Consider the following 25,297-nt stretch of genomic DNA (forward strand, 5'->3'; position numbering starts at 1 on the left):
GCGTGGGTGGAGGTGCCGGTTGCGGCAGCGTGCCCGGTTGCGCCGGAGCGATATTCTCCGCGTTATTGCCCCGCCCGAATTCAACCGTCAGATCGCGTCCGCATCTACCGCCGCCGCCTTCGAGCGCGGCAACTTCGCATCCACCGTATCCGCTTCCGCTGCGTCTGCTGCCGTGGTCGCCTCCGCCCCCGCCGCATCCTCCTGCGCGCCCACCAGCGTGCGCCGCAGCGCATTGAGCGCCGACGAAAAATGCCCGCGTCGCCAGACCAGCAGCGTATCGACCATGCCGATATCGGGCAGCGCGTGGACCGCGATATTGCTCGTGTCGCCCTGCAGATCGAGCACCGAGCGCGGCGCGACCGCGACGCCCGCGCCGGCCGCCACACACGCGACGATCGCGTGATACGAGCCGAGTTCCAGCACGCGCGCGGGCCGCACGCCGTGTTCGAGATACCACTTTTCGATATACGACCGGTACGCACAGCCGCGCTCGAACGCGATCAGCGTCGAGAGCGCGATGTCGCCCACCTCGTGAATCGGCCGATGACCGCGCGGCGTCAGCATTACCAGTTCCTCGCGGAACACCGGCACGCTCTCGAACAGCTCGCCGAGCGCGGCCGGATCGAGCGGCGTCGCGACCAGCGCGGCATCGACCTCGAATTCGCGCACGCGCTCGATCAATCTGCCGGTCGTGCCCGTCTCCAGTTCCAGCGCGACCGCGGGCCATTGCTGGTGATATTGCGCGAGCAGGCTGGGCAGACGCGTCGCCGCGACGCTTTCCATCGTGCCCAGGCGCAGACGGCCGCTCGGCCGATCCTCGCGCACCGCGTGACGCGCCTCGTCGGCGAGCGCGAGCAGGCGTTCCGCGTAGGGCAGCAGCGTTTCGCCGGCCGGCGTCAGCACGAGCCGGCGACCGTCGCGGATGAACAGATCGGTGCCGAGCTGCTCCTCCAGTTGCTTGATGCGCGTCGTCACGTTCGATTGCACGCGATTGAGCTTGGCGGCGGCGCGCGTCACGCCGTTTTCCCGCACGACGGCGCGAAAGATGGTCAGGGCGGCCAGATCCATAGTTCTCTCCTGGCGATGAGTGATATCCGAATTATTCATTTTTCGTGATCGATAGGTCAAGCTAAGATCGATCTAACCTACTGGCGCTTGATGCCTGACCTAACGCCTGATCTTAGGCCCGACCTGACGCTCGATCCGACCCCGATCATGAATAACCTCGCTTCCCGCCCCTCCCATCTGCACGAACGTTTTCACGAACCCGATGCGGCCCGGCGCGCGGCGCTCGCCTGCATGGTGACGCTGGCCGTCGTACTCGGGATCGGGCGCTTCGCGTTCACGCCGCTTCTGCCGCTGATGCTGCACGGTGGCGCGTCCGGCCGGCCGCTGCTTGATATCCAGCACGGCGGCTGGCTCGCGTCGGCCAATTACGCGGGCTACTTCGTCGGCGCGGTCACTTGCGCGGCGCTGCGGGCCGAGCCGGCGCGGATGGTGCGCATCGGGCTCGCCGCCACCGTGCTGCTGACGATCGCGATGGGCATCACCGGGCAATTCTGGGTGTGGGCGATCGTGCGCTTCGTCGCCGGCGCGGTCAGCGCGTGGACTTTCGTGTTCGCGTCGCAGTGGGGCTTGCGGCGGCTCGCCGAACTCGGCGCGCATGCGTGGAGTGGCGTGATCTATACCGGGCCGGGCGTGGGCATTGTCGGGACCGGCTTGCTGGTCAGCGTCGCGGGCGGCTATGGCGCGAGCGTCGGGTGGATCGGCTTCGGGGTGATCGGCGCGGTGCTGTCAGTGCTGGTGTGGCCGGTGTTTGTGGGTACGTCGCGGGCGGCGGTTGCGCGGGCTGGTATGAAGGGCGGTGGTGCTAGTGCTGGCTCAGTCCCAGTCTCAGGCTCAGGCTCAGGCTCAGGCTCAGGCTCTGCCGGAGCCGCACAACCCGCAGCTGGCTCGCGTGCTGCTGCGAACCTCGCTGGCAGTCAGTCCCACAGCCCGTCAGACAGCCGGCTCAATAACCAACCCGGTAACCAACCTGGTAACCAACCCGGCAGTCAATCCAGCATCCAACCCAGCGCGGCCCCCCGCACGTCGACCGGCCCCACCGTCCACCGCGCCGACGCATTCTGGCTGGTGCTGCTCTACGGCATTTCCGGCTTCGGTTACATCATCATCGCGACGTTCCTGCCGGTGATCGCGCGGCACGCGTTGCCGGGTTCGGCGTGGCCGGACCTGTTCTGGCCGATGTTCGGCGCGGCGCTGATCGTCGGAGCGTTGCTGGGCGCGCGTCTGCCGGTACATTGGGACAATCGCGCGCTGCTCGCCGGCTGCTACGTGCTGCAGGCGATCGGCATCGCGCTGGGCATCGTCTGGCCGACCGCGGGCGGGTTCTCGCTCGGCAGCATCCTGATCGGCCTGCCGTTCACCGCGATTACGCTGTTTGCGATGCGCGAGGCGCGGCGTCTGCGGGGCGACGATGCGGCCGGTCTGATGGGTTATGCGACGGCAGCGTATGGCATCGGACAGATCGCCGGTCCGCTGGTGGCCGCGCCGATCGCCGCGCACACCGGCTCGTTTTCGCCGGCGTTGTGGCTGGCGGCAGGCGCGTTGATCGTGGGAGCCGCAGGGCTCGTCGCGGTGGCACGCGTGCCGCGCGGCCGCGCCCGGATGCCGGATTGCGGTTGCAACTAACGGCCTCGATCGATCGCTGCGGATCATTTGCTGTAACCCGTCGTCGCAACTCACCGCCGGGGTGAGTTGCGGTGCGCTCCCGGAAAGTTTTCCTCCTCGCTCCAATCCCCATTCCCCCCAAGCCCAAATTCCGCACGCTCGCACTAAAATGACCGCTTTCGGTCATCCGATGCGCCTGTCTCCAGGCGTGTCGTGCCACCATGCAACACGTGCCTCCGTCCGGGATCACGCGGCGCGAGACCGTCGAGCGCTTCGTCGCCGACGTGCGTGAGCAGTGCGGCGCATGACTTGAACAGCGCGTGAAGCGGGGGCGGTTAAAGAGAGAGCGACGAGTGAATAAAGAGTGGGCCGAGCGCGAACAGGACGCGAGCAAAGCGGTGCGACATGCGCGAGTGTGCCGTGCGTCGCGGTGAGCGTCGCTTGAAGCGCTATGGCGATAGGACGTTGCGCGGATTGCGTGATATCGAATGACGCGACATCCTCCGCGCTGCTCAGCCCAGGCTTCCACCACGTGACGAACCCGCACGATCACCGCCGCTTGCGCTCGCCATTTACGCCGCGCCTTTGAGCGAGGCCACGCAAACCGCCGCGCTCGACCCCATCACTACATACACAAGACAAAGAGACGTCCCCCACCATGAGCGAATATCGATTCTGTCCCCGCTGCGCGAAGCCGCTGACCCAACGCGCCGACCCCGAGCACGAGGGTGGCCGGGTTCGTCAGAGCTGCCCCGATGACGAATGCGGTTACGTCCATTGGGACAATCCGCTGCCGGTCGTCGCCGCGATTGTCGAGTACGAGGGCAAGGTTCTGCTCGCGCGCAATGCCGCGTGGCCCGAGGGGATGTTCGCGCTGATCACCGGCTTCCTCGAAAACGGCGAGACGCCGGAGCAGGGCATCGCGCGCGAAGTGCTCGAAGAGACGTCGCTGCATACGGAGTCGGTCGAGCTGATCGGCGTGTACGAATTCATCCGCAAGAACGAACTGATCATCGCGTATCACGTGAAGGCGCACGGGACGATCGCGCTGTCGCCGGAGCTGCTCGAATACCGGCTCGTCGAACCGGCGAAGCTGCGGCCGTGGCGCGCCGGCACCGGGCAAGCGCTCGGCGAATGGATGCGGCGGCGTGGCCTGCCGTTCGAGTTCGTCGAGCGGCCGGGGCAATGATGTACACGCGTGCGGTGTGCGTTGGGGGGCGAGGCGTGGGCTCGAGGTCCGCATCTCGATGCGCGCGTAGGCACGGTATCGTCACAGCGGACACCATTTCATCGAACGGTTCATCCCTATCAATCAGCGGTCAATGAGCTCACGCTCAGGGAGAAGCAACGGCATGGCTTACATCTACTATCTGACCCACATTCATCTCGGCTATGACGCACTGGCGCAACTGTCGTCCGAATGCGCGCGTATCGGCATCAAGCGGCCGCTCGTGATCAGCGACAAGGGCGTCGTCGCGGCCGGCATCGCGCAGCGCGCGCTCGACGCGCTGAAGCTCGGCGATGTGGCCCTGTTCGACGACACGCCGTCGAACCCGACCGAAGCGATGGTGCTCGCGGCCGCCGAGCGGTATCGCAACGAACGCTGCGATGGCCTGATCGCGGTCGGCGGCGGTTCGTCGATCGATCTGGCCAAAGGCGTCGCGATCGCGGCCACGCATCCGGGGCCGCTCACGCAGTACGCGACGATCGAAGGCGGCAGCGCGAAGATCACCGACGCCGTCGCGCCGCTGATCGCGATTCCGACCACGGCCGGCACCGGCAGCGAAGTCGCGCGCGGTGCGATCGTGATCCTCAACGATGGCCGCAAGCTCGGCTTCCATTCGTGGCATCTGCTGCCGAAGTCGGCGCTGTGCGATCCGGGCCTGACGCTCGGTCTGCCGCCGGGGCTGACCGCGGCGACCGGCATGGATGCGATCGCGCACTGCATCGAGACGTTCCTCGCGCCCGCGTTCAATCCGCCCGCCGACGGCATCGCGCTCGACGGGCTCGAACGCGCCTGGGCCAGCATCGAGCGTGCGTGCGCGGACGGCGGCGATCGCGACGCGCGTCTGAACATGATGAGCGCGTCGATGCAGGGCGCGATGGCCTTCCAGAAGGGGCTCGGTTGCGTGCATTCGCTGTCGCATCCGCTGGGCGGTCTGAAGGTGAACGGCCGCACGTCGCTGCATCACGGCACGCTGAACGCGGTCGTGCTGCCCGCGGTGCTGCGCTTTAACGAGAGCGCGCCGAGCGTGGTCGCCGAGCGCCGCTATGCGCGGATGCGTCGCGTGATGGGCTTGCCGGAGCAGGCGGACGTCGCGCAGGCGCTGTTCGACATGACGGCGCGGCTCGGCCTGCCGACCGGCCTCAAGCAGATGGGCGTCGAGCCGGACATGTTCGACAAGGTCGTACAGGGCGCGCTCGCCGATCACTGCCATCGCACGAATCCGCGCGAGGCGACGGCCGACGACTATCGCCGCATGCTGACCGAGTCGCTGTGAGGGTTTGCCTGAACGGACCGACGCGCGGGTCGAATCGTGAACTGCTTAACGAATCGATCCGCGCATCCATTCGCTCAGGCATCCAATCAGTCATCCCAACGAAATAACGGAAACAGAACTGGCAACGAGCTGCCGGCCCAGCCAACCCGCGCCTTCCCATCACTCACTCGCCGCCACGCCCGATGAACAAACCCGCCCCCGCCATGCGCGCAGCCTACCCGCACGTCCTGCCGATCACGACGCGCTGGATGGACAACGATGTCTACGGTCACGTGAACAACGTCGTCTACTACAGCTACTTCGACACCGTTGTGAACGAGTATCTGATCCGCGCCGGCGTGCTCGACTTCGAGCACGGCACGACGATCGGGCTTGTGGTGGAGACGCAGTGCAATTACTTCGCGCCGCTGGCGTTTCCGGAGCGCATCGACGCGGGCTTGCGGGTGGTGCGGCTCGGCACCTCGAGCGTGTGCTACGAAGTGGGCCTGTTTCGCGAGGGCGAGAACGAGCCCGCCGCGCAGGGACATTTCGTGCACGTGTACGTCGACCGCGCGACGCGTCGTCCGGTGAATCTGCCCGCCGACCTGCGCGCGGCGCTCGAATCGCTGTACGTCGCCGGGCCGTGGGAATAAGGTAGGTATAGGGTAGGCTAAGGTAGCTATAGGGCACGGATACAGGCGGACCACACGCGTGCAGTCGCTCATCATCACTCTGCTCAACGGCCTCAGCTTCGGGCTGTTGCTGTTCATGCTGTCGGCCGGGCTGACGCTGATCTTCAGCATGCTCGGCGTGCTCAACTTCGCGCATGCGAGCTTCTACATGCTCGGCGCGTACGTCGGTTTTTCGGTGGCGGCGCATGCCGGTTTCTGGGCCGCGCTGGTGTTCGCGCCGCTCGTCGTCGGTCTGATCGGCGCGGCGCTCGAGCGTTGGCTGTTGCGGCGCCTGCGCGGGCACGGTCATCTGCCCGAGCTGCTGCTGACCTTCGGCGCCGCGTATCTGCTCGGCGAACTCGTCAAGCTCGGCTGGGGCCTCGGTCCGCTGTCGATGCGCATTCCGGCCGTGCTCGACGGTCTGCTGTTCTCGCTGTACGGGGCGGTGTTCACGCGTTATCGCGCGTTCATGATGGTGGTGTCGCTGGCGATGCTCGCCGTGCTCGCGGCGCTGTTGCGTGTGTCGAAGACCGGTCTGATCGTGCGCGCCGCGCTTACCCATCCGCAGGCGGTCGAGGCGCTCGGTCACGACGTGCCGCGCGTGTTCACCGGCGTGTTCGCGGTCGGCACCGCGCTCGCCGCGCTGGCCGGCGTGATCGGCGCGCCGCTCTTCGTGATCGAACCGGCGATGGCCGAATCGCTCGGCTCGATCGTGTTCGTGGTGGTCGTGATCGGTGGGCTCGGGTCGCTGGGCGGGGCGCTCGCTGCGTCGTTGCTGGTCGGTTGCGTGCAGACGCTGGCGGTGTCGAGCGACATCGCGTTGGGCGATCTCGTGTCGTTCGTCGGCGCGCCGTTGCCGCCCGAGTGGGACGCGTTGACGCTCGCGCAACTCGCGCCTCTGCTGCCGTATCTATTGCTCGTCGCGGTGCTGGTATTGAGGCCGCACGGGCTCTTTGGGCGGCGTGACGATCATGAGTAAGCGCGCCGTGCCATCTAGCGAAAGGTCGCCGTCGGGCGCTACGAAGCCGTCCGCGCACGCGCAGTCCGGGCGGGACGCTTCGTTCGATTCGTCCGGCTCGTCCGGTTCATCACGGCCGCCGTCATCCGCGCCACCAGCCCAGCGACGCATCCGTTCGCTGTTGCCCTGGTTTGCACTGCTCGCCTTTCTCATCGTGCCGCCGTTCGTGTGGCCGCAGAGCTGGTTGCTCGCGTATCTCGCGCAGAGCGCGACGATGATCGTGTTCGCGCTGTCGTACAACCTGCTGCTCGGCGAGACCGGCTTGCTGTCGTTCGGGCATGCCGCGTATGCGGGGCTCGGCGCGTTGATCGCCGCGCACGTGTTCAACGCGACCGGCATGCCGCTCGTGTTGCTGCCGCTCGTCGGCGGGATCGGCGGGGCGCTGTGCGGCGTGCTGCTCGGCTTCATCGCGACGCGGCGCGCGGGCACCGCGTTCGCGATGATCACGCTCGGCCTCGGCGAATTGGTGGTGGCGGCCGCGTGGACGTTGCCGGGCTGGTTCGGCGGCGAGGCAGGCGTTGCGATCGATCGCGCGAGCGGACCGTCGCTGGCCGGCTGGAGTTTCGGCCCGGCGCGCGAGGCCTATGCGCTGATCGCGTTGTGGTGCGTGCTCGCGAGCGTCGCGATGTTCGCGCTGTCGCGCACGCCGTTGCTGCGGCTCGCGAATGCGGTGCGCGACAACCCGGCGCGCGCGGCGGCGATCGGTTGCTATCCGCCGCGTATCCGCTATGGCGTGGTCGTGCTGTCGGCGTTTTTCGCGGGCATCGCGGGGACGCTGGGGCTCGTCAATATCGAACTCGTGTCGACCGAAAGCGTCGGCATGATGCGCTCGGGCGCGGTGCTGATCGCGACGGTGATCGGCGGCACCGCGGCGTTTTTCGGGCCGGTCGCGGGCGCGATCGTGCTGACGTTTTTCAGCGTGGCGATTGCGAGCGTGACGCGCGCGTGGCTGTTTTATCTGGGGCTCTTTTTTGTCGTTGTCGTGATCGCGGCGCCCGATGGGCTCGCGGGCTTCGGCGCGCGGCAGGCGGCGCGGTTTGCCGCGCTGGGTTGGCGGCGATGCCGCTCTGCGTATCTGTGGAGTGTGGCGGCGGGGCTGTTGTGGCTTGCGGTCATCGTGCCCGGCGTGCAGTGGGCCTATGCGGCGCAGTTCGGCGTGGACGAGGGCACGGTGTTCAGCGCGATGCTGAGCGCGGGGACGGGGGCGATGGTGGGCACGACGATAGACCCGCAAGCGGGCGATGTCGTGGCCGCCAGTTCCAGCGCGAGCGCCGATGTCGCCGCGAGCGCAACCTCGTCGCTATTGTCGACGCTCACCGCCACGCCGCTGCGTCTCGCGTTGCTGCTCGGCGCGCTCGCCCTATTGGCCGCGCTGACCACGTGCCGCGCGATGCACGCTCACGCACGTCTCGCGGCCCACGCCAGCGCCGCTGCGACCACCGGAGCCATCCGATGATCCCCGCACTCGCGCTCTACGGCATCGAAAAGCGTTTCGGCTCGACGCAGATACTGCGCGGCGTCGATCTGGAGATCGAGCCCGGCGAGCGGCACGCGCTGATCGGCCCGAACGGCGCGGGCAAGTCGACGCTGTTCAACCTGATCGCGGGCGGCGCGCGGCCGAGCGCGGGGCGCATTCATCTGTTCGGCGCGGAGATTACGCGGCTCGCGCCGGCCGCGATCGCGCGACGCGGTCTCGCGCGCAGCTTCCAGAGCACCAGCGTGTTCGCGCGGCTGTCCGTGTTCGACAATCTGCGTTGCGCCGCGCAGCTCGCCGAGCGCGACCGCACGCGCTGGTGGCATCGCCTGAGCGGATCGTTGGCCGTCGATGCGCGGGCCGCCGAGGTGCTCGACGCGGTCGGCCTCGGCGCGCGCCGCGACGTCGCCGCCGGCACGCTCAGCTACGCGGAGCAGCGCGCGCTCGATCTCGGCATCGCGCTCGCGGGCGGCGCACACACGCTGCTGCTCGACGAACCGACCGCCGGCATGAACCGCGCGGAAGCGGCGCGCGCGATCGAGCTGATCCGCGCGACCACCGCGGGCCGCACGCTGCTGATGGTCGAGCATGACATGGACGCGGTGTTCGCAATCGCCGATCGCATTTCGGTGTTGGTGCAGGGGCGCATCATCGCGAGCGGCACGCCGGGCGCGATTCGCGCGGATGCAGCGGTGCGGGCCGCGTATCTGGGCGAGCGCATCGAGCAACGCGCGGACCCGCGCGCGGATCCACGTGTTGGCGATCGGGCACAGCGGGGCGCGAAACCATGAGTGCGTTGCTTGAAATCCGCGATCTGAACGCGTGGTACGGCGCGAGCCAGGCGCTGCACGGCGTCACGTTGAGCGTCGCGCCCGGTGAAGTGCTCGCGCTCGTCGGCCGCAACGGCTCGGGCCGCTCGACGCTCGCTCGCGCGATCATGGGCCTCGTGCGCAGCGAGGGCGAACTGCGTTTCGCGGGCCGCCCGCTCGCCGGTCTGCGCACCTTCGAAATCGCGCGGCTCGGTGTCGGTTACGTGGCCGAGCATCGCGATGTGTTCGCGGCGCTGAGCGTCCACGAAAATCTGCTGCTCGGGATCGCATCGAATGCGGTGCAGCGCGCACGAGGCCGAGCGCCGCGCTTCACGCTCGACGACGCCTACGCGCTCTTTCCAGTGCTCGCCGAGCGCAGGCGCACGCGTGCCGGCGCGCTATCCGGCGGCGAACAGCAGATGCTCGCGCTGGCGAGGGCGTTGCTCGGCGATCCCGATCTGCTGCTGATCGACGAGCCCGGCGAAGGTCTCGCGAGCCTCGTGATGCAGCAGGTCGCCGCCTCGCTGCAACTGCTGCGCGAGCGCGGCGTCGCGATGCTGCTGATCGAGCAGCGCCTCGTGATTGCGCGGGCCATCGCGAGCCGTGTTGCGGTGATGGGGCATGGCGAGATCGTGTTCGACGGCATGCTCGACGCGTTTGTCGAACGTGCCGACGTGATGTATGAATGGTTGGGCGTGGGTTGAGCATGCGACTGTTCCGGCGCGTTGATTCGGCGTGTTGGTCCGGCAGATTCACGCGACGCGTTTATTGCACTGCCGCATGCCGGTCCGCAAACGTTTCGTCCCCCTGATCGTTGCCGCCGCTCGGGCTGGCACGCTTCGCCACCTCGCTTTCCGCTTTCTCCTGGCGTTTGAACCGCGCGTCGCGCAACGCCGCTGACGCCCGGCACGCGTGGCTCTCCGTCATTTCGTCGGGGCGATTCAAACGCTTGATCGTTTGGTGAACGCCCTCCAGAAATCTTGTCGGCAGCGCGCGGACAAAAAAAGACAATCAGGACAAAGGCGCGCAAGCACAGCATCGCGTTTCAGGTCAGTCCCGATGCGTGCGACGAACCCATCCACGCCGGATACGCAGCAAGCGTGCAGCAAGCACGCAATAGCGCGCGTCGCGGCTTCAGGAGGAGACGAGATGGAGCAGCGAGCGGTGTTGAGCCGGCAACGCGTCGGCGGGCGGAGCGGCTGGAGTGAGCGGAGCGGGCAAGGCGGACGACGGCGACGCGCATCTCCGCATGCGTGGCATTCGCGCTGCGGCGTAGGTGCCGCGCTGCTAGCCGCCGCGTTGCTGATGTCGGCGTGCGCGGACGCCAGCTCGACATCGGGCGACGTGGCGTCGAAGCCGTCCGGTAGCGCGAGCTCCGCAAGTGCCGATAGCGCCGCGAATCGTCAGGATCGCCAGGCAAGCAAGGGCGCGTCGCTTGCCGCGAACGGTACGGCAGCCGCCAGCACCGACCCCGCTTCTGTGGCGCTGCCGACGCTCGAACGCGACAAGGCCCGCCAGCTCGCCGCCGAGCAACGGATCGCCGTGCGCGTGCCGGCGGCGAGCGGCATGAGCGAAAAGCGCGAGCGTCCGCTGAGCTTGCGCGACTCCGGCATCGACGGTTCGCTGATGTTCGCGCGCGACGTCGACTTTCGCGTGACCGGCGACATCGGCTTCATGATTCACGACATGGCCGCGACGCTCGCGCCGACCCGCCCCGGCCAGCCGGTGGTATTCGACGATCCGACCAGCACGACGATCCACGTGCATCGCGGCCACGTGACGCTCGACAGCGCGAAGCTCACCGCGATCTTCAATCGCTATCTGTTCCAGTACCAGGGCTCGCCGCTGCGCAATATGCGCGTGGTTCCGCAGGATGGCGGCACGCTGCGCATCACCGGCGAGATGCATCGCGACACGTGGGTGCCGATCGTGCTGAGCGGTTCGCTGTCGATGCGCAACGCCCACGAACTGGTGTTCCATGCCGACCACGTCGAAGTGGCCGGCGTCGGCGCGGACCGGCTGATGCAGGCCGCGCACGTGCGCATGGCCGATCTGCTGAAGGTCGATACGCCGATCGCGCGACTCGATGGCGACGACGTCGTGATGCAGGTCGCGAAGCTGACGCCACCGCCCACGCTCGCAATGACGATCACGCAGATCGAAACGAGCGCCACGGGCGTGCGCTTCACGCTCGACGACGGCACCGTGCCGAAGATCGACTGGCCCGCGACGATGCCTGCGCGCGGCCTGCTCGTGCAGGGCGGCGACGTGAAGTTCATGCGCTCGATGCCGATGAACATCGACATGGCGATCGTGCCGCTGCCGGCGTCCGGAACGAACGCGAGTACAAGCGCCACTGCAAGCACCGATCCGACCGCACCGTTCGTGCTCGACCTGTATCACTATCGCGACCAGATGGCGGCCGGCTATCTGAGCTTCGACGAAAGCGGCGCGCTCGACGTGCATCTGCCGTCCTATCCGACGCTCGCGAGCGCGGCGAAAACGCCGCCACCGCAAATCGGCAGCGCGAGTGCGCGCTATAACGACAGCCTGCTGCGCGCGCAGCAGGCGTCGCTCGCACAGGCGCGCGCGGTGTGGCGATATGTGCCGCAGAACGTGCGGACCGCGTCGGCGGCGCACGCGATTCCGGTCGGCACGCGCGCGGCGTTTGCGGGCAAGAACTTCGCGACACCCGGTTCGGCGCTGAATCTGCAACCGGGCTTGGCCCTGAACGACGAACGTTATTCGCCGGGCCCCGCGCCTTTGATCCATGTGCAGAACGTCGATTTCTACGTAACGGGGCGCATCGGCTTTCACGTGCGTTCGCTCGACGCGCAGATGGTGCCGAAAAAGCCCGGCGAGCCAGTCGATTTCGACGATCCGAATCAGTACGACATCCACATCATCGGCGGCGAAGTCGTCGAGCCGTGGCCCGCGATGGCGGCGCTCTTCAACGACTATCTGCTCGACTATCAGCCGCGCTCGCTGAACGACCTGCAACTGACGCCTGCCGACGGCAAGCTCGAAGTAACGGGCGGCATCAAGCTGTGGAATCACTTCCCGGGCGTGTGGCTGCCGACTACGATGAGCGGCACGATCACCGCCGAGGACGAGCGGCATCTGGTGTATCGGCCGAGCTCGGTGAAGGTGCTCGGCGTGCCGCAGGCGGGACTGCTGCGCGCGCTCGACATTCCGCTCGCGTCGTTGACGCCGTTCGCGCGCAAGGGCGTCGCGCTGAGCGGCAACGAACTCGTGTTCGATCAGTACACGGTGTTTCCGCCGCCGGTGCTGGTGTCGCGTCTCGCGAGCGCGGCCGTCACCGACGAAGGCCTCGTGCTGAAATTCAAGCGTACTGGCGCGAGCGTCGCTAAGCCGCCGGTGGGCGCGGGCACCAGCTTCGTGTGGATCGAATCCGGCGACGTGAAGATGTTCAACTCGCTGGTGACGAACACGCGCACCTATATCGAGGACAGCTCGAACGCAGGCCCGATGAAGTTCGATCTCTACGGCTATCGCCGCGACGTGTCGAAGGGGACGGTGCGCATGGGCGAGGACGGCACGCTCAGCGTCGACCTGGCGGCGCGGAAGTAGGGGGCGTAGGGTGCGGTAACGCCGCGCGAATGTTGAGTTGCGGCGTCACCGTATTGGCACTATTCAGGTGTGCATCACGTGATGCAGATCATCGTTAAGCATCCTTATTAATGATCCATTCGTGCGCCGGGTCGTTATTGAAATGCCAGAGCCGCTGGCTGCCCGCCATCACGTTCAGATAATACGAGTCGTACCCGTACGGCACGACGACCGGATGATAGCCGCGCGGCACCATCACGACGTCGTGATCCTCGACCGCCATCGATTCGTCGATATCGCGCGAATCGGTGTACACGCGCTGGAACGCGAAACCTTGCGGCGGATCGAGCCGGTGATAATAGGTTTCCTCGAGCGAGCTTTCGTGCGGGATGTTGTCGGTGTCGTGCTTGTGCGGCGGATAGCTCGACGCATGACCGCCCGGTGTTTTCACTTCGACCACCAGCAGCGCTTCGGCCGGCTCGGTCTGCGGAAGAATATCGCAGACGTAGCGCGTATTCAGCGATTTGCCGCGCGTCGAGCGTTTCATCGACGCGGGTTCGATCAGCCGCCCCGGATAAACGCCGCGAGCCGGCGCGCTGGCCACGCCGATCTCGGCATCGCGGCACGCACGTATCGTCGCGCGCCGGTTCGGCGGCAGATAGACCGCGTACGGCGCCGCATCCTCGAACACGCTGTCGCGCGAACCGAGCGACGTCCACGTCGTGTTCGGCGTGTCGATATCGACGGCGCCGCTCAGCACGACAATGCACACCTCGCGCCCCGGCTCGAACACGTGCACGACTTCGTTCGGGCCGAGCCGGTACGCGGCGAATCCGACGTAATGCCAGTTGGCCGACTCCGGCGTCACGCGCGCGATCGTCTGGCTCTCGCGCTGTGCCTTCACCAATAGACTCATAGTCCCTCCTGTCCCATGCAAGCGGCTTATTGCAGTGAGTATTGCCTCGTGTGTTGCAGCGCTTATTGCACCATGTGTTGCACCGTTTATTGCACAGTATCCTCCGGTATCCCGACCGGCGCATCGACGAGCGAGCGCAACGTTCGGTACCCCTTCTGCGCGTACTCGAACGACGGCGCGACCACCGGGTCCTGTTCTGCCTCGACCACCAGCCAGCCGCAATAACCATGCCGCTTGAGCCGTCCGATGATCCCCGCAAAATCCACCGCGCCATCGCCCGGCACCGTGAACGCGCCGGCGATCACCGCGTCGAGAAAACTCCAGTTGCGATTGCGCGCGAGCTTCGTCACCGCGGGCCGCACGTCCTTGCAATGCACATGACAGACGCGCGCGATGTGCCGGTCGAGCACGGCCAGCGGATCGCCGCCCGCGAACGTGATGTGCCCGGCGTCGAATAGCAGGCCGACCGCGTCGCTCGTGCGCGCCATCAGCTGATCGACGTCGGCGGGCGTTTCGACGTACGCGCCCATGTGATGGTGATACGCGAGCCGCAGGCCGCGAGACAACGTGTAGCGGGCGAATTCGTCGACGCGCGCCGCGTACGCGGCCCATTGCGCGTCGCCGAAAAAACGCGGCCGTTGATAGAGTGGCCGCGCCGCGCCCTGGATCGAATCGGCGACTTCGCCATACACCATCACCGTGGCGCCGTTCTGCGCGAGCAGGTCGAGGTGCGGGCCGACCGCGGCGATTTCTTCCGCGACGCCGCGTCGGGCCAATTGTCCCGAGTACCAGCCGGACACCAGCGCGAGATCGTATTGCGCGAAGAGCGTCTTCAGCGCTTGCGGCTCGCGCGGAAACTTGTTGCCGAGCTCGAAGCCCTGATAGCCGATCTGGCGGCCTTCGGTCAGCGCGACGTCGAGCGGTGTCTCGCCGCCGAGCGACGGCAAATCGTCGTTCATCCACGACAGCGGATTAATGCCGATGCGTACGTCGAAAGCACTCATGGGTGAGCCCTCATTCGTGGTGATCGCCTGATGCGGGAGCGGGCGCGGCAGCAGCGGGCGTCGGCGCCTCGGCGCGCGCGGCGAGCTGCGCCGCGTATTTCGCGTGGGCGTCGCGCACTTCGGGGCGTGTCGACACTTCGGGCACCGCGACTTCCCACCACCAACCGCCGTCTTCGGTGGTGCGCGCGGGATCGGTGTCGATGCTGATCACGTAGGTGCGTTCGGCCGCGCGGGCGCGTTGCAGCGCCGCTTCGAGTTCGGCGAGATTGTGCGCATGCTCGGCCTGCGCGCCGAGCGCGCGCGCATGCGCGGCGAAGTCGATGCGCGGCACACCTTGCGGACCGTGCGCGCAGTCGTCGAGCAGGTTGTTGAACGGCGCGCCACCGCATGCCTGCTGCAGGCGATTGATGCAGCCGAAGCCGCGATTGTCGAGCACCACGACGATCAGCTTCGCGCCGAGCATCACCGAACTCGCGATCTCGCTGTTCATCATCAGATAGCTGCCGTCGCCGAGTATCACGATCACCTCGCGGTCGGGGCGCGCGAGCTTCACGCCGAGACCGCCGGCGATTTCGTAGCCCATGCACGAGTAGCCGTATTCGACGTGATAGGCGCCGGGCCGGCCCGCGCGCCACAGCTTGTGCAGCTCGGCGGGCAGCGTGCCGGCCGCGCACACGACGATGTCGTCGCTCGCGGAGTGTGGATGCGAGCGCTGCACCGCGCCGATCACGTCGCCTTCGTACGGCAGCACGCCGTCGCGCTGCGGCGCATGCGTGAGCGTGCTGACGGTGTCGCGCCAGCCGGCCGAGAGCTTTTGTGCGCGCGCGGTCCATGCACGTTCGGCATGCCAGCCTTGCAGCGGTCCGGCGAGCGCATCGAGCGCGAGCTTCGCATCGGCCTGAACGACGAAGCCGCGATGCTTGAGCGCGTCGAACGCGTTCGCGTTGAGCGCGATCACGTCGGCCTGCGTGAACAGCGTATTCGAGCCGGTCGTGAAGTCCTGCAGGCGCGTGCCGATCGCGAGCACGCAGTCGGCGTCGTGCGCGAGCGCGTTCGCGGCCGACGAGCCGGTCACGCCGAGCGCGCCCGCGTTCAGCGGATCGTTCCATGCGAGCGCGCTTTTGCCGGCCTGGGTCTCCGTAACCGGCACGCCATGCGCGTGGGCGAAACGCTGCAGCGCGTCGGCCGCGCGGCTGTACAGCACGCCGCCACCGGCGACGATCAGCGGGCGCTGCGCTTGCCGCAAGCGCGCGCAGGCGGCATCGATGTCGTCGCTGCGCGGTGCGGGTGCGTGAAAGCGCACGACTCGCGGTGTGAAGAAGTCCGCCGGGAAATCCCATGCCTGCGCCTGCACGTCCTGCGGCAACGCGAGCGTGACCGGTCCGCACGACGCGGCATCGGTCAGCACATGGATAGCGCGCGGCAACGCACTGAGCAATTGCGCCGGATGCACGATACGGTCGAAGTAACGCGAGAGCGGCTTGAACGCATCGTTCGCGGATACGCCGCCGTCGCTGAAGTCTTCGAGCTGCTGCAACACCGGATCGGGCGCGCGCGAGACGAAGATATCGCCGGGCAGCAGCAACACCGGCAAACGGTTCACGTGGGCGAGCGCGGCGGCGGTCAGCAGGTTGGTCGCGCCGGGTCCGATCGACGTCGTCACGGCCATCATGCGGCGGCGGAAGTGCGCCTTCGCATACGCGATCGCACTATGGGCCATCGCCTGTTCGTTGTGCGCGCGCAGGGTCGGCAGTGTGTCGCGATGCTGGTACAACGCCTCGCCGATACCCGCGACGTTGCCGTGACCGAAGATCGCGAATACGCCGCCGAACAGCGGTTCGACGCCGTGGCCGTCTTCGCTCGCGACGCGCTGCGCGGCCAGATAGCGCACCAGCGCCTGGGCCATCGTCAGGCGAATCGTGCCGCCGCTGCGCGGCTGCGCGTGCGTATGTGCGTCCGGTTGCGCTTGCGTTGACGCGGGCGTGGCGCCGCTCGCGGATGAGATGTCGTCGTGCCTGCTGCGCTCGTTCATGCGGCCTGCTCCTGGTGAACACGCGGCGACGTGCCGTGCGGCGCCTGGGGACCGCGTGCGGCTCGCCACGCGGCGATCAGCGTTTCGAACGTATGACGTACACGCGCGATCAGTTCGTCGTGGCCGATCTCGCCGGCGAGCCACGCATGGCCCGGCTCGTGAAAGATCGTGCGGCCGACCGTGAAGCCGCGGCACGTGGCCGACTGCGCGGCCGCGCGAAAGCCGTCGCTCAATTGCTCGACGCCGGCCGACAAGCCGAGCAGCACGACCCCGCGGCAATACGGATCGCGCTCGGCGATCAGCGCGTCGATCGCCTGCCATTGCGCGGCGTCCATCGGTTCGAGCTTCCACCACTCGGGGTAGAGGCCGAGGTTGTACAGACGCTTCAGCGCGCGATACACGATGTCCGGTCCTTGCGGCAACGACGCATGCTTCGGCGGAATCACCTCGAACAGCAGTTCGTGGCCGCTCGCCTGCGTCGCGTCGTAGAGCGCGCGCAATTGCGCTTCCTGTTCGAGGCGCTGCTCGATCGGTTCGTCCGGATGGAACTGCACGAGACACTTCGCGATGTGCTCGCGCGGCCAAGCTGTCAGCGTAGTGCCGATCGAGCGGCCATGATCGAACACCAGCGGCACCGAGCCAGGCAATTCGACCGGACGGCCGATCCACCAGCCGCGGCTGGTCGCGGCATTCAACGCGTCCTGACCGTAGCGGTCGTCGATCAGGACACCGATGCGTCCTTGCAGGTTCAAATCGCGTTCGGTCTGCGCGACCGCCTCGACAAATAAGCCCTTCAAACAGGCGATGCGCGCCTCATCCGTGCCGGTCTGCTGCGCGAGTTCGAAGAACGGATTGCGATGGTCGAACGCGAAGCCGAGCACTTCGGGCCACGGCTTGCGCGCCGGCGATACGCGATGCAGCCGCGCAAGCTGCGCGTCGCGATCTGGCCTACGCATACGCTGCGGATCGCGCTGGGCTTCGCGCAGGAAGTAGTCGAGTTCGGCCGGCGTCGGCATCGCCGGGGCGCAGCCGTGCCGCGACACGACCAGCGCGCCGCTCGCATTCGCGGCGCGCGCACAGGCATCGAGCGGTCGATCGCGAAGCCAGCCGGACAGGAAGCCTGAAGCGAACGCATCGCCTGCGCCAAGCACGTTCAGGACCTCGACTTCGACGCCGCCCTGGACCGGCACGTCGTCGAGCGAGGCCGGCACTTTGCCGTCGATAATCTGACAGCCGAGCGGCCCGCGCTTGAGCACGAGCGTGGCGGGCGTCACCGCGCGCACCGCCGTGAGCGCGTCGATCAGTTCGCTCTTGCCGCCGGCGATACGAAATTCTTCCTCGGTGCCGATCACCAGATCGAACAGCGGCAGGATCCGCTGCAAATGCGCGGTGACGCCTTCGCTGGCAATAAAGCGCGTTTCGCCATCGGCCTTGCCGGTGAGGCCCCACAGCACCGGCCGATAGTCGATGTCGAGCACGGTGCGCACGTCGTTGCGACGCGCGTAGTCGAGCGCGCGGCGGCTCGCGCGGTTCACCTGCTCGGTCGAGAAATGCGTGCCGGTAATCAGCAATGCTTTCGAGGAAGCAATAAAAGCTTCGTCGAAATCGGCTTCGTCGATCGCCATGTCGGCGCAGTTCTCGCGATAGAAGATCAGCGGGAACGTATCGCGGTCCTTCAGACCCAGCAGCACGAGCGCGGTCAGCCGTTCGCGGTCGATGCGCACGTGGCTCACGTCGCAGCCTTCCTGCGCGAGCGTTTCGGTCAGGAAGCGTCCCATGTGATCGTCGCCGACACGCGCGAGCATCGCCGCGTCGAGCCCGAGGCGCGCGCAGCCGAACGCGATGTTCGCCGACGATCCACCCAGATACTTCGCGAAGCTCGACACGTCTTCGAGCCGCGCGCCGACCTGCTGCGCGTACAGATCGACGGCGAGCCGGCCGAGGCAGACGATGTCGCGCACGCGGCCCGGCGCGAAGCGGCTGACCGGTGCCGCGCTGCTGGAGGTGCTGGATTGAGCCATGGAGAGTCCTGAGTAGTCAGATCGTCGCGCCTTCGAGTTCGCCGATCATCTTCTGCATCTCGGCGCCGCCGGCCATCATGTCGAGCACTTCGTCCTTGCTGATCGTCTCTTTCGTGAAGGTGCCGAGCGAGCGGCCGCGATTGAGTAGCGTGAACGAATCGCCGATCGGGTACGCGTGGTGCACGTTGTGCGTGATGAAGATCACCGAGATGCCCTTGGCGCGCGCCTTATGAATCAGCTTCAGCACGTTGAAGCTCTGCTTGACGCCGAGCGCGGCGGTCGGTTCGTCGAGAATCAGCACGCGCGCGCCGAAATGAATCGCGCGGGCGATCGCCAGACATTGACGTTCGCCGCCTGACATCGTGCCGATCGGCTGATGCGGGTCGCGCACATTGATGCCCATTTCGGCGAGCTTGTCGCGCGCGGTGCTCGCGCAGGTGTCGAGGTCCATCACGTTTAGGAAACCGAACAGTTTTTTCTGCGGCTCGCGGCCCATGAAGAAATTGCGCGCGACCGACAGCAGCGGCACCAGCGCGAGATCCTGATAGACGGTCGCGATGCCGAGATCGAGCGCGTCTCTCGGCGAAGTGAAGCGCACCGGCTGGCCGTCCACTCGATAGATGCCGGCGCTCGGCTGATAGACGCCCGCGAGCGTCTTGATCAGCGTCGATTTGCCGGCGCCGTTGTCGCCGAGCAGGCAATGCACTTCGCCGCGTTTGAGCCGCAGCGTGATGTCGTTCAGCGCGATGATGTTGCCGAAATAGCGGCTGACGTTTTCGAGCGCGAGGATGGTGTCGTCCGCGCCTGGTTCAGAGGGGCTCGTCGGAGTGCTCATCGTGAACGTCCTCCTAACGCGACGCCGCGACGCGGCCGCGCACGTAGTGGTTGAACAGCACGGCGAACAGCAGCATCACGCCGAGGAACACGCGGAACCAGTCGGAATCGACATTGGTGTAGGTGATGCCGATCTGCACGACGCCGAAGATCAGCGCGCCGAAGCACGCACCGACTACCGAACCGTAGCCGCCGGTGAGCAGCGTGCCGCCGATCACGGCGGCGATGATCGCTTCGAATTCCGCCTGCAAACCGCGATCGGCCGCGGCCGAGCCGATATCGCAAACTTGTAGCACCGCATACAGGCACGAGCAGAACGCGGTCAGCACGAAGAGCGAAATCTTCACGCGCCGCACGGGCACGCCGACGTTCTTGGCCGCGTTCGCATCGCCGCCGACCGCGAAGATCCAGTTGCCGAAGCGGGTCTTCGCGAGCGTGAACGCGCAGACCACCGCGAGCGCGAGCCACCACAGCAGCACTTTCGGAATGCCCGGCACGAGCGGCGTGCCGTTGTCGAGCATCTTCACGAGGCCGAGATGACCGAGCCAGACGAACACGCCTCTGAACGCGACGCCCTGGAAGAACGTGTGCGCGAACCAGTCCTGACGCGCGACGTCGCCGACGCCGGAGATGATCGTGCGATCGGCGAATTTCACCGACAGCGCGAGCGTGAGACCGCGCAGGATGAACAGGAACGCGAGCGTGACGATGAACGACGGCAGTCGCGTGCGCATCACGAGATAGCCGTTGAGCGCACCGAGCAGCATCGAGCCGACGAACGCGAACAGGATCGCGAGCCAGATCGGCCAGTGGAAGTACATGCTCGGCAGCGCGACCATCATGCCGGCGAAACCGATCATCGAGCCGATCGACAGATCGAACTCGCCGGCGATCATCAGCATGCACGCGCCGACCGAGATCAGGCCGAGATAGGCGGCGACCTGCGACCAGTTCATGATGCCGTCGAGGTTGAACATCCCCGAGTTGCCGGCCGCGATGCCGAATACGAGGAACACCATCACGGTGCCGGCCAGCGCGGCGAATTCCGGGCGCCCGAGCAGGTGGCGGAACCACGATTCGCGGCGCACGCGCTCGTCCGACGCGACGGGCGTCGCAGCCTGTGCCGACGGGTCCTGCGGGTCGGGCGGGGGCGGCTTGCGGTGCGAAGGATGGAAGAGGTCGGCGACACCCATTGCAGCTCTCCTTGAGACGCCGTCGGACTGCGGGTCGACGCAGTGCGCTTGGGCGTTGATGCAGGTGAAGGCGGCACGTAAAAAGTGGACGTGCAAGCGGTGTGCGAACGGCCTCGCGAGGGCGGCGTTCGCGCTGGCATCACAAAGCGAAGCAGTGCAGTGCGGGGCAGAGCGGAGCGGCGACGCGTGCGCAGTCAGGGAGCCAGGCCGTTCAGAGCCTGTCATGCGTGGCAACGCTTGCTATTCGTTGCCGTCCGCAGCTCTTCGTCGCACACGTGCCGCGATCGTTGGCGCCGCCGTCGTGCGGCGCCGGCTCATCCGTCTAGCGATACTGCCCCGCGTACTTCAGCACCTTGTCGACGTTGTCCTTCGTGATGAAACCCGGACCCGAGCCGATATTGCGCGGCCCGTACGATGGCGCGAGTCCGTAGGTCGCGAGCCGCTCCTTGAACTTCGGATTCGCCTGCAGCACTTCGCGGATCTTGACCGGATCGGTGGTGTGGTTCTTCTTCGCGATCGCGAGCACGGCGACCGGGATATAGCCCTGCAGATACGGCTGCTGGTCGATCGCGAACTGGATCGTGCCGTCCTGGATGCCCTTCGCGATGTCGCTATCGAAGTCGAACGTCGCGAACCAGATCTTGCCCGCGAGGCCCATCTGTTGCAGTGCCTTCAAGGTCGGATCGGCCGAGAGCGGCCCGAGCGTCAGCACCGCCTGGGTGTTCGGGTGATTGCGCAGGAACGCGCTGACTTTCGATTGCACGCCGGTCGGGTCCTGACCCGCGTCGAGCGTCGAGGTCTTGAAGTCGGCGCCGATCGCCTCCGCGAAACCCCGGCAGCGTTCGAACGAAGCCGGGTTGGTCGCGTAGTGATTCACGCACAGGAACGACTTGATGCCGGCCGCTTTGGCCTTTTCGCCGGCCGCCTTGCCGGCCGCGAATTCGGGCTGGCCGACGTGCATGATCGCGCCGAGCTTCGCGCTTTGCTCTTCGGTGCCCGAATTGATCGTGACGAGCGGGATGTGCTTCTCGGTGACCTTGGAGATCGAACTCTTCAGCACGTCGAAATCGGCGATCGACACGATCACGCCGTCGTAGTTGCGTGCCGCCGCCTGTTCGACGAGGCGCGCCATGTCGGCGATGTCGCCGTTCGGCGGATTGCGGTAGTCGGTCTGAACGTTGAAGTCCTCGTCGGCCTGCTTGATCGCGTTCTTGATCGTGTTCCACCACGAATCCGAATCCGGCGCGTGGCTGATCAGCACGAAGTGGGCGTCGGCCGCGCGGGCGGCGGTGGCCGCGCCGAATCCCGTCGCCAACGTCAACGCCGTCACCAGAATCCTGAGCGTAGCCTTGCCTCTGCAAAGTCTCATTGTCTCCACCTTTCTCGGTCTGTCGTTCGTTATCGAGGAGAGCGGGTGGTGGGGGCGCGGGCCCGGTTTCGGGGCCGATCGTAGCCGCCGGCGTGCGGATTTTCGCGCGGCGCGAAGCCGCCGCGACACCATCGCTCACGACCAAGAGTAGGTCATCTTCCGAGGCCTTGCAAAGAAAATTTCACGTCAAATAAAAATGGAAAATACGTTCCATTTGGTGGATGCGCTGCCTATAATCGGCAGCGTCGGACGTGTGTGGCGGTGAGCCGTGTGCGTCTGCCGCATTGCAGGAACACCCGAGAGGCAGTCATGGCGGAACAGATCACCGAAGAAGCGATGCCGGGCGTCGACGAATTGATGCAGCGCATCGCGGATAACTACGAGTCGCTGCCGCGGCAGTTGAAGAGCGTCGCGACGTATATCGAGCAGCACCGTTCGAGCGTGATGATGGACCGCACGAGCGACATCGCCGCGAGCTGCGGCGTGCATCCGTCGGCGGTCGTGCGCTTTGCGCAGCGCTTCGGCTTTTCCGGCTTCTCCGATCTGCAGGCGGTGTTTCGTCAGGCGTATACGGGGCAGGGCGTGTCGTCGCCGAGCTATCAGCAGCGCATCCGCAAGCTGATCGACGAGAAGCCCGGTAATTTGTCGGGCGGCGCGGTCGCGCGCGAGTTCATCGACGCGTCGCGCGGCGGCCTTGAAGAACTCGCGGCGGGCCTCGACGACAAACAGTTCGACGCCGCCGTGAAGATGCTGCAACAGGCCGACAACATCTACGTGATCGGCGTGCGGCGCTCGTTTCCCGTGGCGAGCTATATCGTCTATGCATTGCAGCACACGCATAAGCGCGTGCATCTGGTGTCCGGTTTCGGCGGTATGTATCGCGAGCAGATCCGCAGCGTGCGCAAGGGCGACGTGGTGATCGCGATCAGCTTCGCGCCGTACGGCAAGGAGACGCAGTACTGTCTGCGCGTCGCGCATCATCATCAGGCGAAGACGCTGGTTATTACGGATAGCCAACTATCGCCGCTCGCGCGCTACGCGAGCACGCAACTCTATGTGAAGGAAGGCAGCGCGTTCGCGTTCCGCTCGCTGACCAGCACGATCTGCCTGTGCCAGGCGTTGTTCATCGCGCTCGCGTACAAGCTCGAACTGAACGTTGAGGAATCCAACGACACCGGAGGCTACGATGACTGACGCGGCAAACACGATCGACGTCGCCGTATTCGGCGCGGGGCGCATCGGCAAGATCCATGCGGCGAATCTCGCGCGGCAGCCGGGCGTACGGCTCAAATACGTGGTCGACGTGAATCGCGAGGCGGCCGCGGCGCTCGCCGCGCAGCATGGCGCGCAGGTCGCGGATATCGACGGCGCGATCGGCGATGCGTCGATCGGTGCGACCGTGATCTGTTCGAGCACCGACACGCATGCGGACCTGATCGTGAAGTCGGCCGCGCAAAAGAAGCATGTTTTCTGCGAGAAGCCGGTCGATCTGACGCTGGAGCGTGCACGCGTGTGCGCGGAGGCGGTGGAGCGCGCGGGCGTGGTTTGCATGATCGGCTTTCAGCGCCGCTTCGATCCGACCTTCTCGGCGCTGAAGGCGCGTATCGACGCGGGAGAAATCGGCACGCCGGAAATGCTGGTCGTGACGAGCCGCGATCCGGGCGCGCCGCCGGTCGAGTACATCCGGCACTCGGGCGGCATCTTCAAGGACATGCTGATTCACGACTTCGACATCTTCCGCTGGATTCTCGACGACGAAGCCGACACGCTGCACGCCACCGGCAGTTGCCTGTCCGATCCGGCGATCGCCGACGCGGGCGACATCGATTCGACCGCGGTGACGATCCGCACGAAGCGCGGCCGGCTGTGCCAGATCAACACCGCGCGGCGCGCCGCGTACGGTTACGACCAGCGTTTCGAAGTGCTCGGCAGCACCGGCATGCTGCAGGCGGGCAACGTGCGGCCGACGGAGGTCACTGCGTACTCGACGACGGCAGTCTCGACCGACGTGCCCGAGGCGTTTTTTCTCGAACGTTATCGCGCGGCGTACGCGCTTGAAATCGCGCATTTCTTCGACGCGGTCACGCACGGCAAGCCGGTACGCACGACCGTCGCCGACGGCCTGAAAGCGCTCGAACTCGCGGAAGCCGCGACGCGCTCGTGGCGCGAAGGCCGCGCGATCCAGCTCGGCGAGGCCTCGTGATGAAGCCCGCTGCCAGGCTGGTGCGCGTCGGCGTGGTCGGGCTCGGGCGGCTCGGCAAACGGCATGCGGAGAATCTTGCGTATCGCGTACCGGGCGCGGCCCTCGTTGCCGCGTGCAGTCCGCTGGAGGACGAACGTGCGTGGGCGCGCGACGCGCTGCCCGAGCCGCGTCTTTATGCCGATTACGCGGCGTTGCTCGCCGATCCGCAGGTCGACGCGGTGTGGCTCGTCACGCCGTCGTCGCTGCACGCGCAGCAGATCGTCGACGCGTTGCGCGCGGGCAAGCATGTGTTCTGCGAAAAGCCGTTATCGCTCGACGTCGCCGAGTGCGAGCGCGTGCTGGCCGAAGCGGCGCGCTATCCGCACTTGCAGGCGACGATCGGCTTCATGCGGCGCTTCGATCCGAGCTACAAGGACGCGTTCGACAGGATCGCGGCCGGCCAGATCGGCCGGCCGTTTCTCGTGCGCTCGCAGACCACCGATCAGAACGACAACGACGGCTTCTTCGTGCGCTTCGCGGCGACCTCGGGCGGCATCTTTCTCGACTGCACCGTGCACGACATCGACGTGGCCCGGTGGCTGCTCGGCAAGCCGCGCGCGACGCGCGTGTTCGCGGCGGGCGCGGTCGCGCTGCACGATGGCCTGCGCGAATTCGGCGACGTCGACAATGGCGTCGCGATCTGCGAGTTCGAAGGCGGCCGGCTCGCGATGTTCTACGCGTCGCGCACGCAGGCGCACGGCAACGATTCGCACAGCGAAGTCATCGGTACGGCGGGCGGCCTGACGATCGGCCGCAATCCGCGTGCGAATCGCGTCGAGATCTACGATTCGACCGGCATCCGCAACGAATGCACGCCGAACTTTTTCGACCGTTTCGAGGACGCGTTCTTGCACGAAGCTCGCGCGTTCGTCGCGGCGGTGCAGGGTGGGGCGGAGCAGACTGGCGCGGGTCTCGCCGATGCGCTCGAAGCGACGCGCATTGGTGTCGCGTTGCGCGAGTCGCTGCACAGCGGGCAGGCGGTGGTGTTGTAGTG

Annotated in this window: 20 protein-coding genes; 12 read left to right on the plus strand and 8 right to left on the minus strand. The window is 66.7% G+C overall.

Features of this window, described 5'->3' with window-relative positions; translation table 11 throughout:
- Positions 1–87: 87 nt before the first annotated feature.
- On the minus strand, positions 88–1,068 hold the full coding sequence (locus HHL14_RS02225) for a LysR family transcriptional regulator (RefSeq protein WP_230412886.1): 981 nt from the start codon (positions 1,066–1,068) through the stop codon (positions 88–90).
- A gap of 147 nt (positions 1,069–1,215) precedes the next feature.
- On the opposite strand from HHL14_RS02225, the gene HHL14_RS02230 reads away from it, so the two are divergent.
- The 9 genes from HHL14_RS02230 to HHL14_RS02270 all read left to right on the plus strand — a co-directional run bounded on the left by HHL14_RS02230 (position 1,216) and on the right by HHL14_RS02270 (position 12,713).
- Positions 1,216–2,691: a YbfB/YjiJ family MFS transporter gene (locus tag HHL14_RS02230; protein ID WP_169495939.1), complete on the plus strand. Its 1,476-nt coding sequence runs from the start codon at positions 1,216–1,218 to the stop codon at positions 2,689–2,691.
- Positions 2,692–3,328: 637 nt separating this feature from the next.
- On the plus strand, positions 3,329–3,859 hold the full coding sequence (locus HHL14_RS02235; protein WP_169495940.1) for an NUDIX domain-containing protein: 531 nt from the start codon (positions 3,329–3,331) through the stop codon (positions 3,857–3,859).
- A gap of 163 nt (positions 3,860–4,022) precedes the next feature.
- Positions 4,023–5,171: an iron-containing alcohol dehydrogenase gene (locus HHL14_RS02240; protein WP_169495941.1), complete on the plus strand. Its 1,149-nt coding sequence runs from the start codon at positions 4,023–4,025 to the stop codon at positions 5,169–5,171.
- A gap of 182 nt (positions 5,172–5,353) precedes the next feature.
- Positions 5,354–5,803: an acyl-CoA thioesterase gene (locus HHL14_RS02245; protein ID WP_169495942.1), complete on the plus strand. Its 450-nt coding sequence runs from the start codon at positions 5,354–5,356 to the stop codon at positions 5,801–5,803.
- 58 nt (positions 5,804–5,861) lie between these two features.
- Positions 5,862–6,800: a branched-chain amino acid ABC transporter permease gene (locus tag HHL14_RS02250; RefSeq protein WP_169495943.1), complete on the plus strand. Its 939-nt coding sequence runs from the start codon at positions 5,862–5,864 to the stop codon at positions 6,798–6,800.
- Between the two features lie 148 nt (positions 6,801–6,948).
- A complete protein-coding gene (locus HHL14_RS02255) occupies positions 6,949–8,295 on the plus strand; it encodes a branched-chain amino acid ABC transporter permease (protein WP_329601603.1) in 1,347 nt (448 codons plus the stop codon).
- Positions 8,292–9,104, plus strand: coding sequence for an ABC transporter ATP-binding protein (locus tag HHL14_RS02260; protein ID WP_169495945.1), 813 nt, complete (start codon positions 8,292–8,294; stop codon positions 9,102–9,104). The genes HHL14_RS02255 and HHL14_RS02260 overlap by 4 nt, the downstream gene beginning before the upstream one ends.
- Positions 9,101–9,826, plus strand: a complete 726-nt coding sequence (locus HHL14_RS02265; protein ID WP_169495946.1) for an ABC transporter ATP-binding protein — start codon at positions 9,101–9,103, stop codon at positions 9,824–9,826. Before HHL14_RS02260 ends, HHL14_RS02265 begins: the two co-directional genes overlap by 4 nt.
- Positions 9,827–10,271: 445 nt before the next feature.
- The gene (locus tag HHL14_RS02270) at positions 10,272–12,713 is read left to right on the plus strand and encodes a hypothetical protein (RefSeq protein ID WP_407945249.1); all 2,442 of its coding nucleotides are present in this window, start codon (positions 10,272–10,274) and stop codon (positions 12,711–12,713) included.
- 94 nt (positions 12,714–12,807) lie between these two features.
- Here the strand turns inward: HHL14_RS02270 and iolB are convergent, their stop codons facing one another.
- From iolB to HHL14_RS02305, 7 genes are all read right to left on the minus strand, one after another.
- On the minus strand, positions 12,808–13,608 hold the full coding sequence (iolB, locus tag HHL14_RS02275; RefSeq protein WP_169495947.1) for a 5-deoxy-glucuronate isomerase: 801 nt from the start codon (positions 13,606–13,608) through the stop codon (positions 12,808–12,810).
- Positions 13,609–13,694: 86 nt separating this feature from the next.
- Positions 13,695–14,612, minus strand: coding sequence for a myo-inosose-2 dehydratase (gene iolE, locus HHL14_RS02280; protein WP_169495948.1), 918 nt, complete (start codon positions 14,610–14,612; stop codon positions 13,695–13,697).
- Positions 14,613–14,622: 10 nt separating this feature from the next.
- Entirely contained in the window at positions 14,623–16,644 is a 2,022-nt protein-coding gene (gene iolD, locus HHL14_RS02285; protein ID WP_169495949.1) for a 3D-(3,5/4)-trihydroxycyclohexane-1,2-dione acylhydrolase (decyclizing), read from the minus strand.
- Complete coding sequence (locus HHL14_RS02290; protein ID WP_169495950.1) at positions 16,641–18,665, minus strand: bifunctional 5-dehydro-2-deoxygluconokinase/5-dehydro-2-deoxyphosphogluconate aldolase; 2,025 nt, start codon at positions 18,663–18,665, stop codon at positions 16,641–16,643. Before HHL14_RS02290 ends, iolD begins: the two co-directional genes overlap by 4 nt.
- A gap of 16 nt (positions 18,666–18,681) precedes the next feature.
- Positions 18,682–19,500, minus strand: a complete 819-nt coding sequence (locus HHL14_RS02295; protein WP_169495951.1) for an ATP-binding cassette domain-containing protein — start codon at positions 19,498–19,500, stop codon at positions 18,682–18,684.
- A 13-nt stretch (positions 19,501–19,513) separates the two neighbouring features.
- Positions 19,514–20,692, minus strand: coding sequence for an ABC transporter permease (locus HHL14_RS02300; protein ID WP_169495952.1), 1,179 nt, complete (start codon positions 20,690–20,692; stop codon positions 19,514–19,516).
- Positions 20,693–21,014: 322 nt separating this feature from the next.
- Entirely contained in the window at positions 21,015–22,061 is a 1,047-nt protein-coding gene (locus tag HHL14_RS02305; RefSeq protein ID WP_169495953.1) for a sugar ABC transporter substrate-binding protein, read from the minus strand.
- 309 nt (positions 22,062–22,370) lie between these two features.
- On the opposite strand from HHL14_RS02305, the gene HHL14_RS02310 reads away from it, so the two are divergent.
- The 3 genes from HHL14_RS02310 to HHL14_RS02320 are packed head-to-tail and all read left to right on the plus strand — an operon-like array spanning position 22,371 to position 25,295.
- A complete protein-coding gene (locus HHL14_RS02310; RefSeq protein WP_169495954.1) occupies positions 22,371–23,255 on the plus strand; it encodes a MurR/RpiR family transcriptional regulator in 885 nt (294 codons plus the stop codon).
- Complete coding sequence (gene iolG, locus HHL14_RS02315; protein WP_169495955.1) at positions 23,248–24,264, plus strand: inositol 2-dehydrogenase; 1,017 nt, start codon at positions 23,248–23,250, stop codon at positions 24,262–24,264. The genes HHL14_RS02310 and iolG overlap by 8 nt, the downstream gene beginning before the upstream one ends.
- Positions 24,264–25,295 (plus strand): Gfo/Idh/MocA family oxidoreductase, encoded by a 1,032-nt coding sequence (locus tag HHL14_RS02320; RefSeq protein WP_169496288.1) that lies wholly within the window; start codon positions 24,264–24,266, stop codon positions 25,293–25,295. Before iolG ends, HHL14_RS02320 begins: the two co-directional genes overlap by 1 nt.
- Positions 25,296–25,297 lie beyond the last annotated feature (2 nt).

The organism is Paraburkholderia antibiotica (assembly GCF_012927125.1).
In the GTDB taxonomy this organism is placed as follows: Bacteria; Pseudomonadota; Gammaproteobacteria; order Burkholderiales; family Burkholderiaceae; genus Paraburkholderia; species Paraburkholderia antibiotica.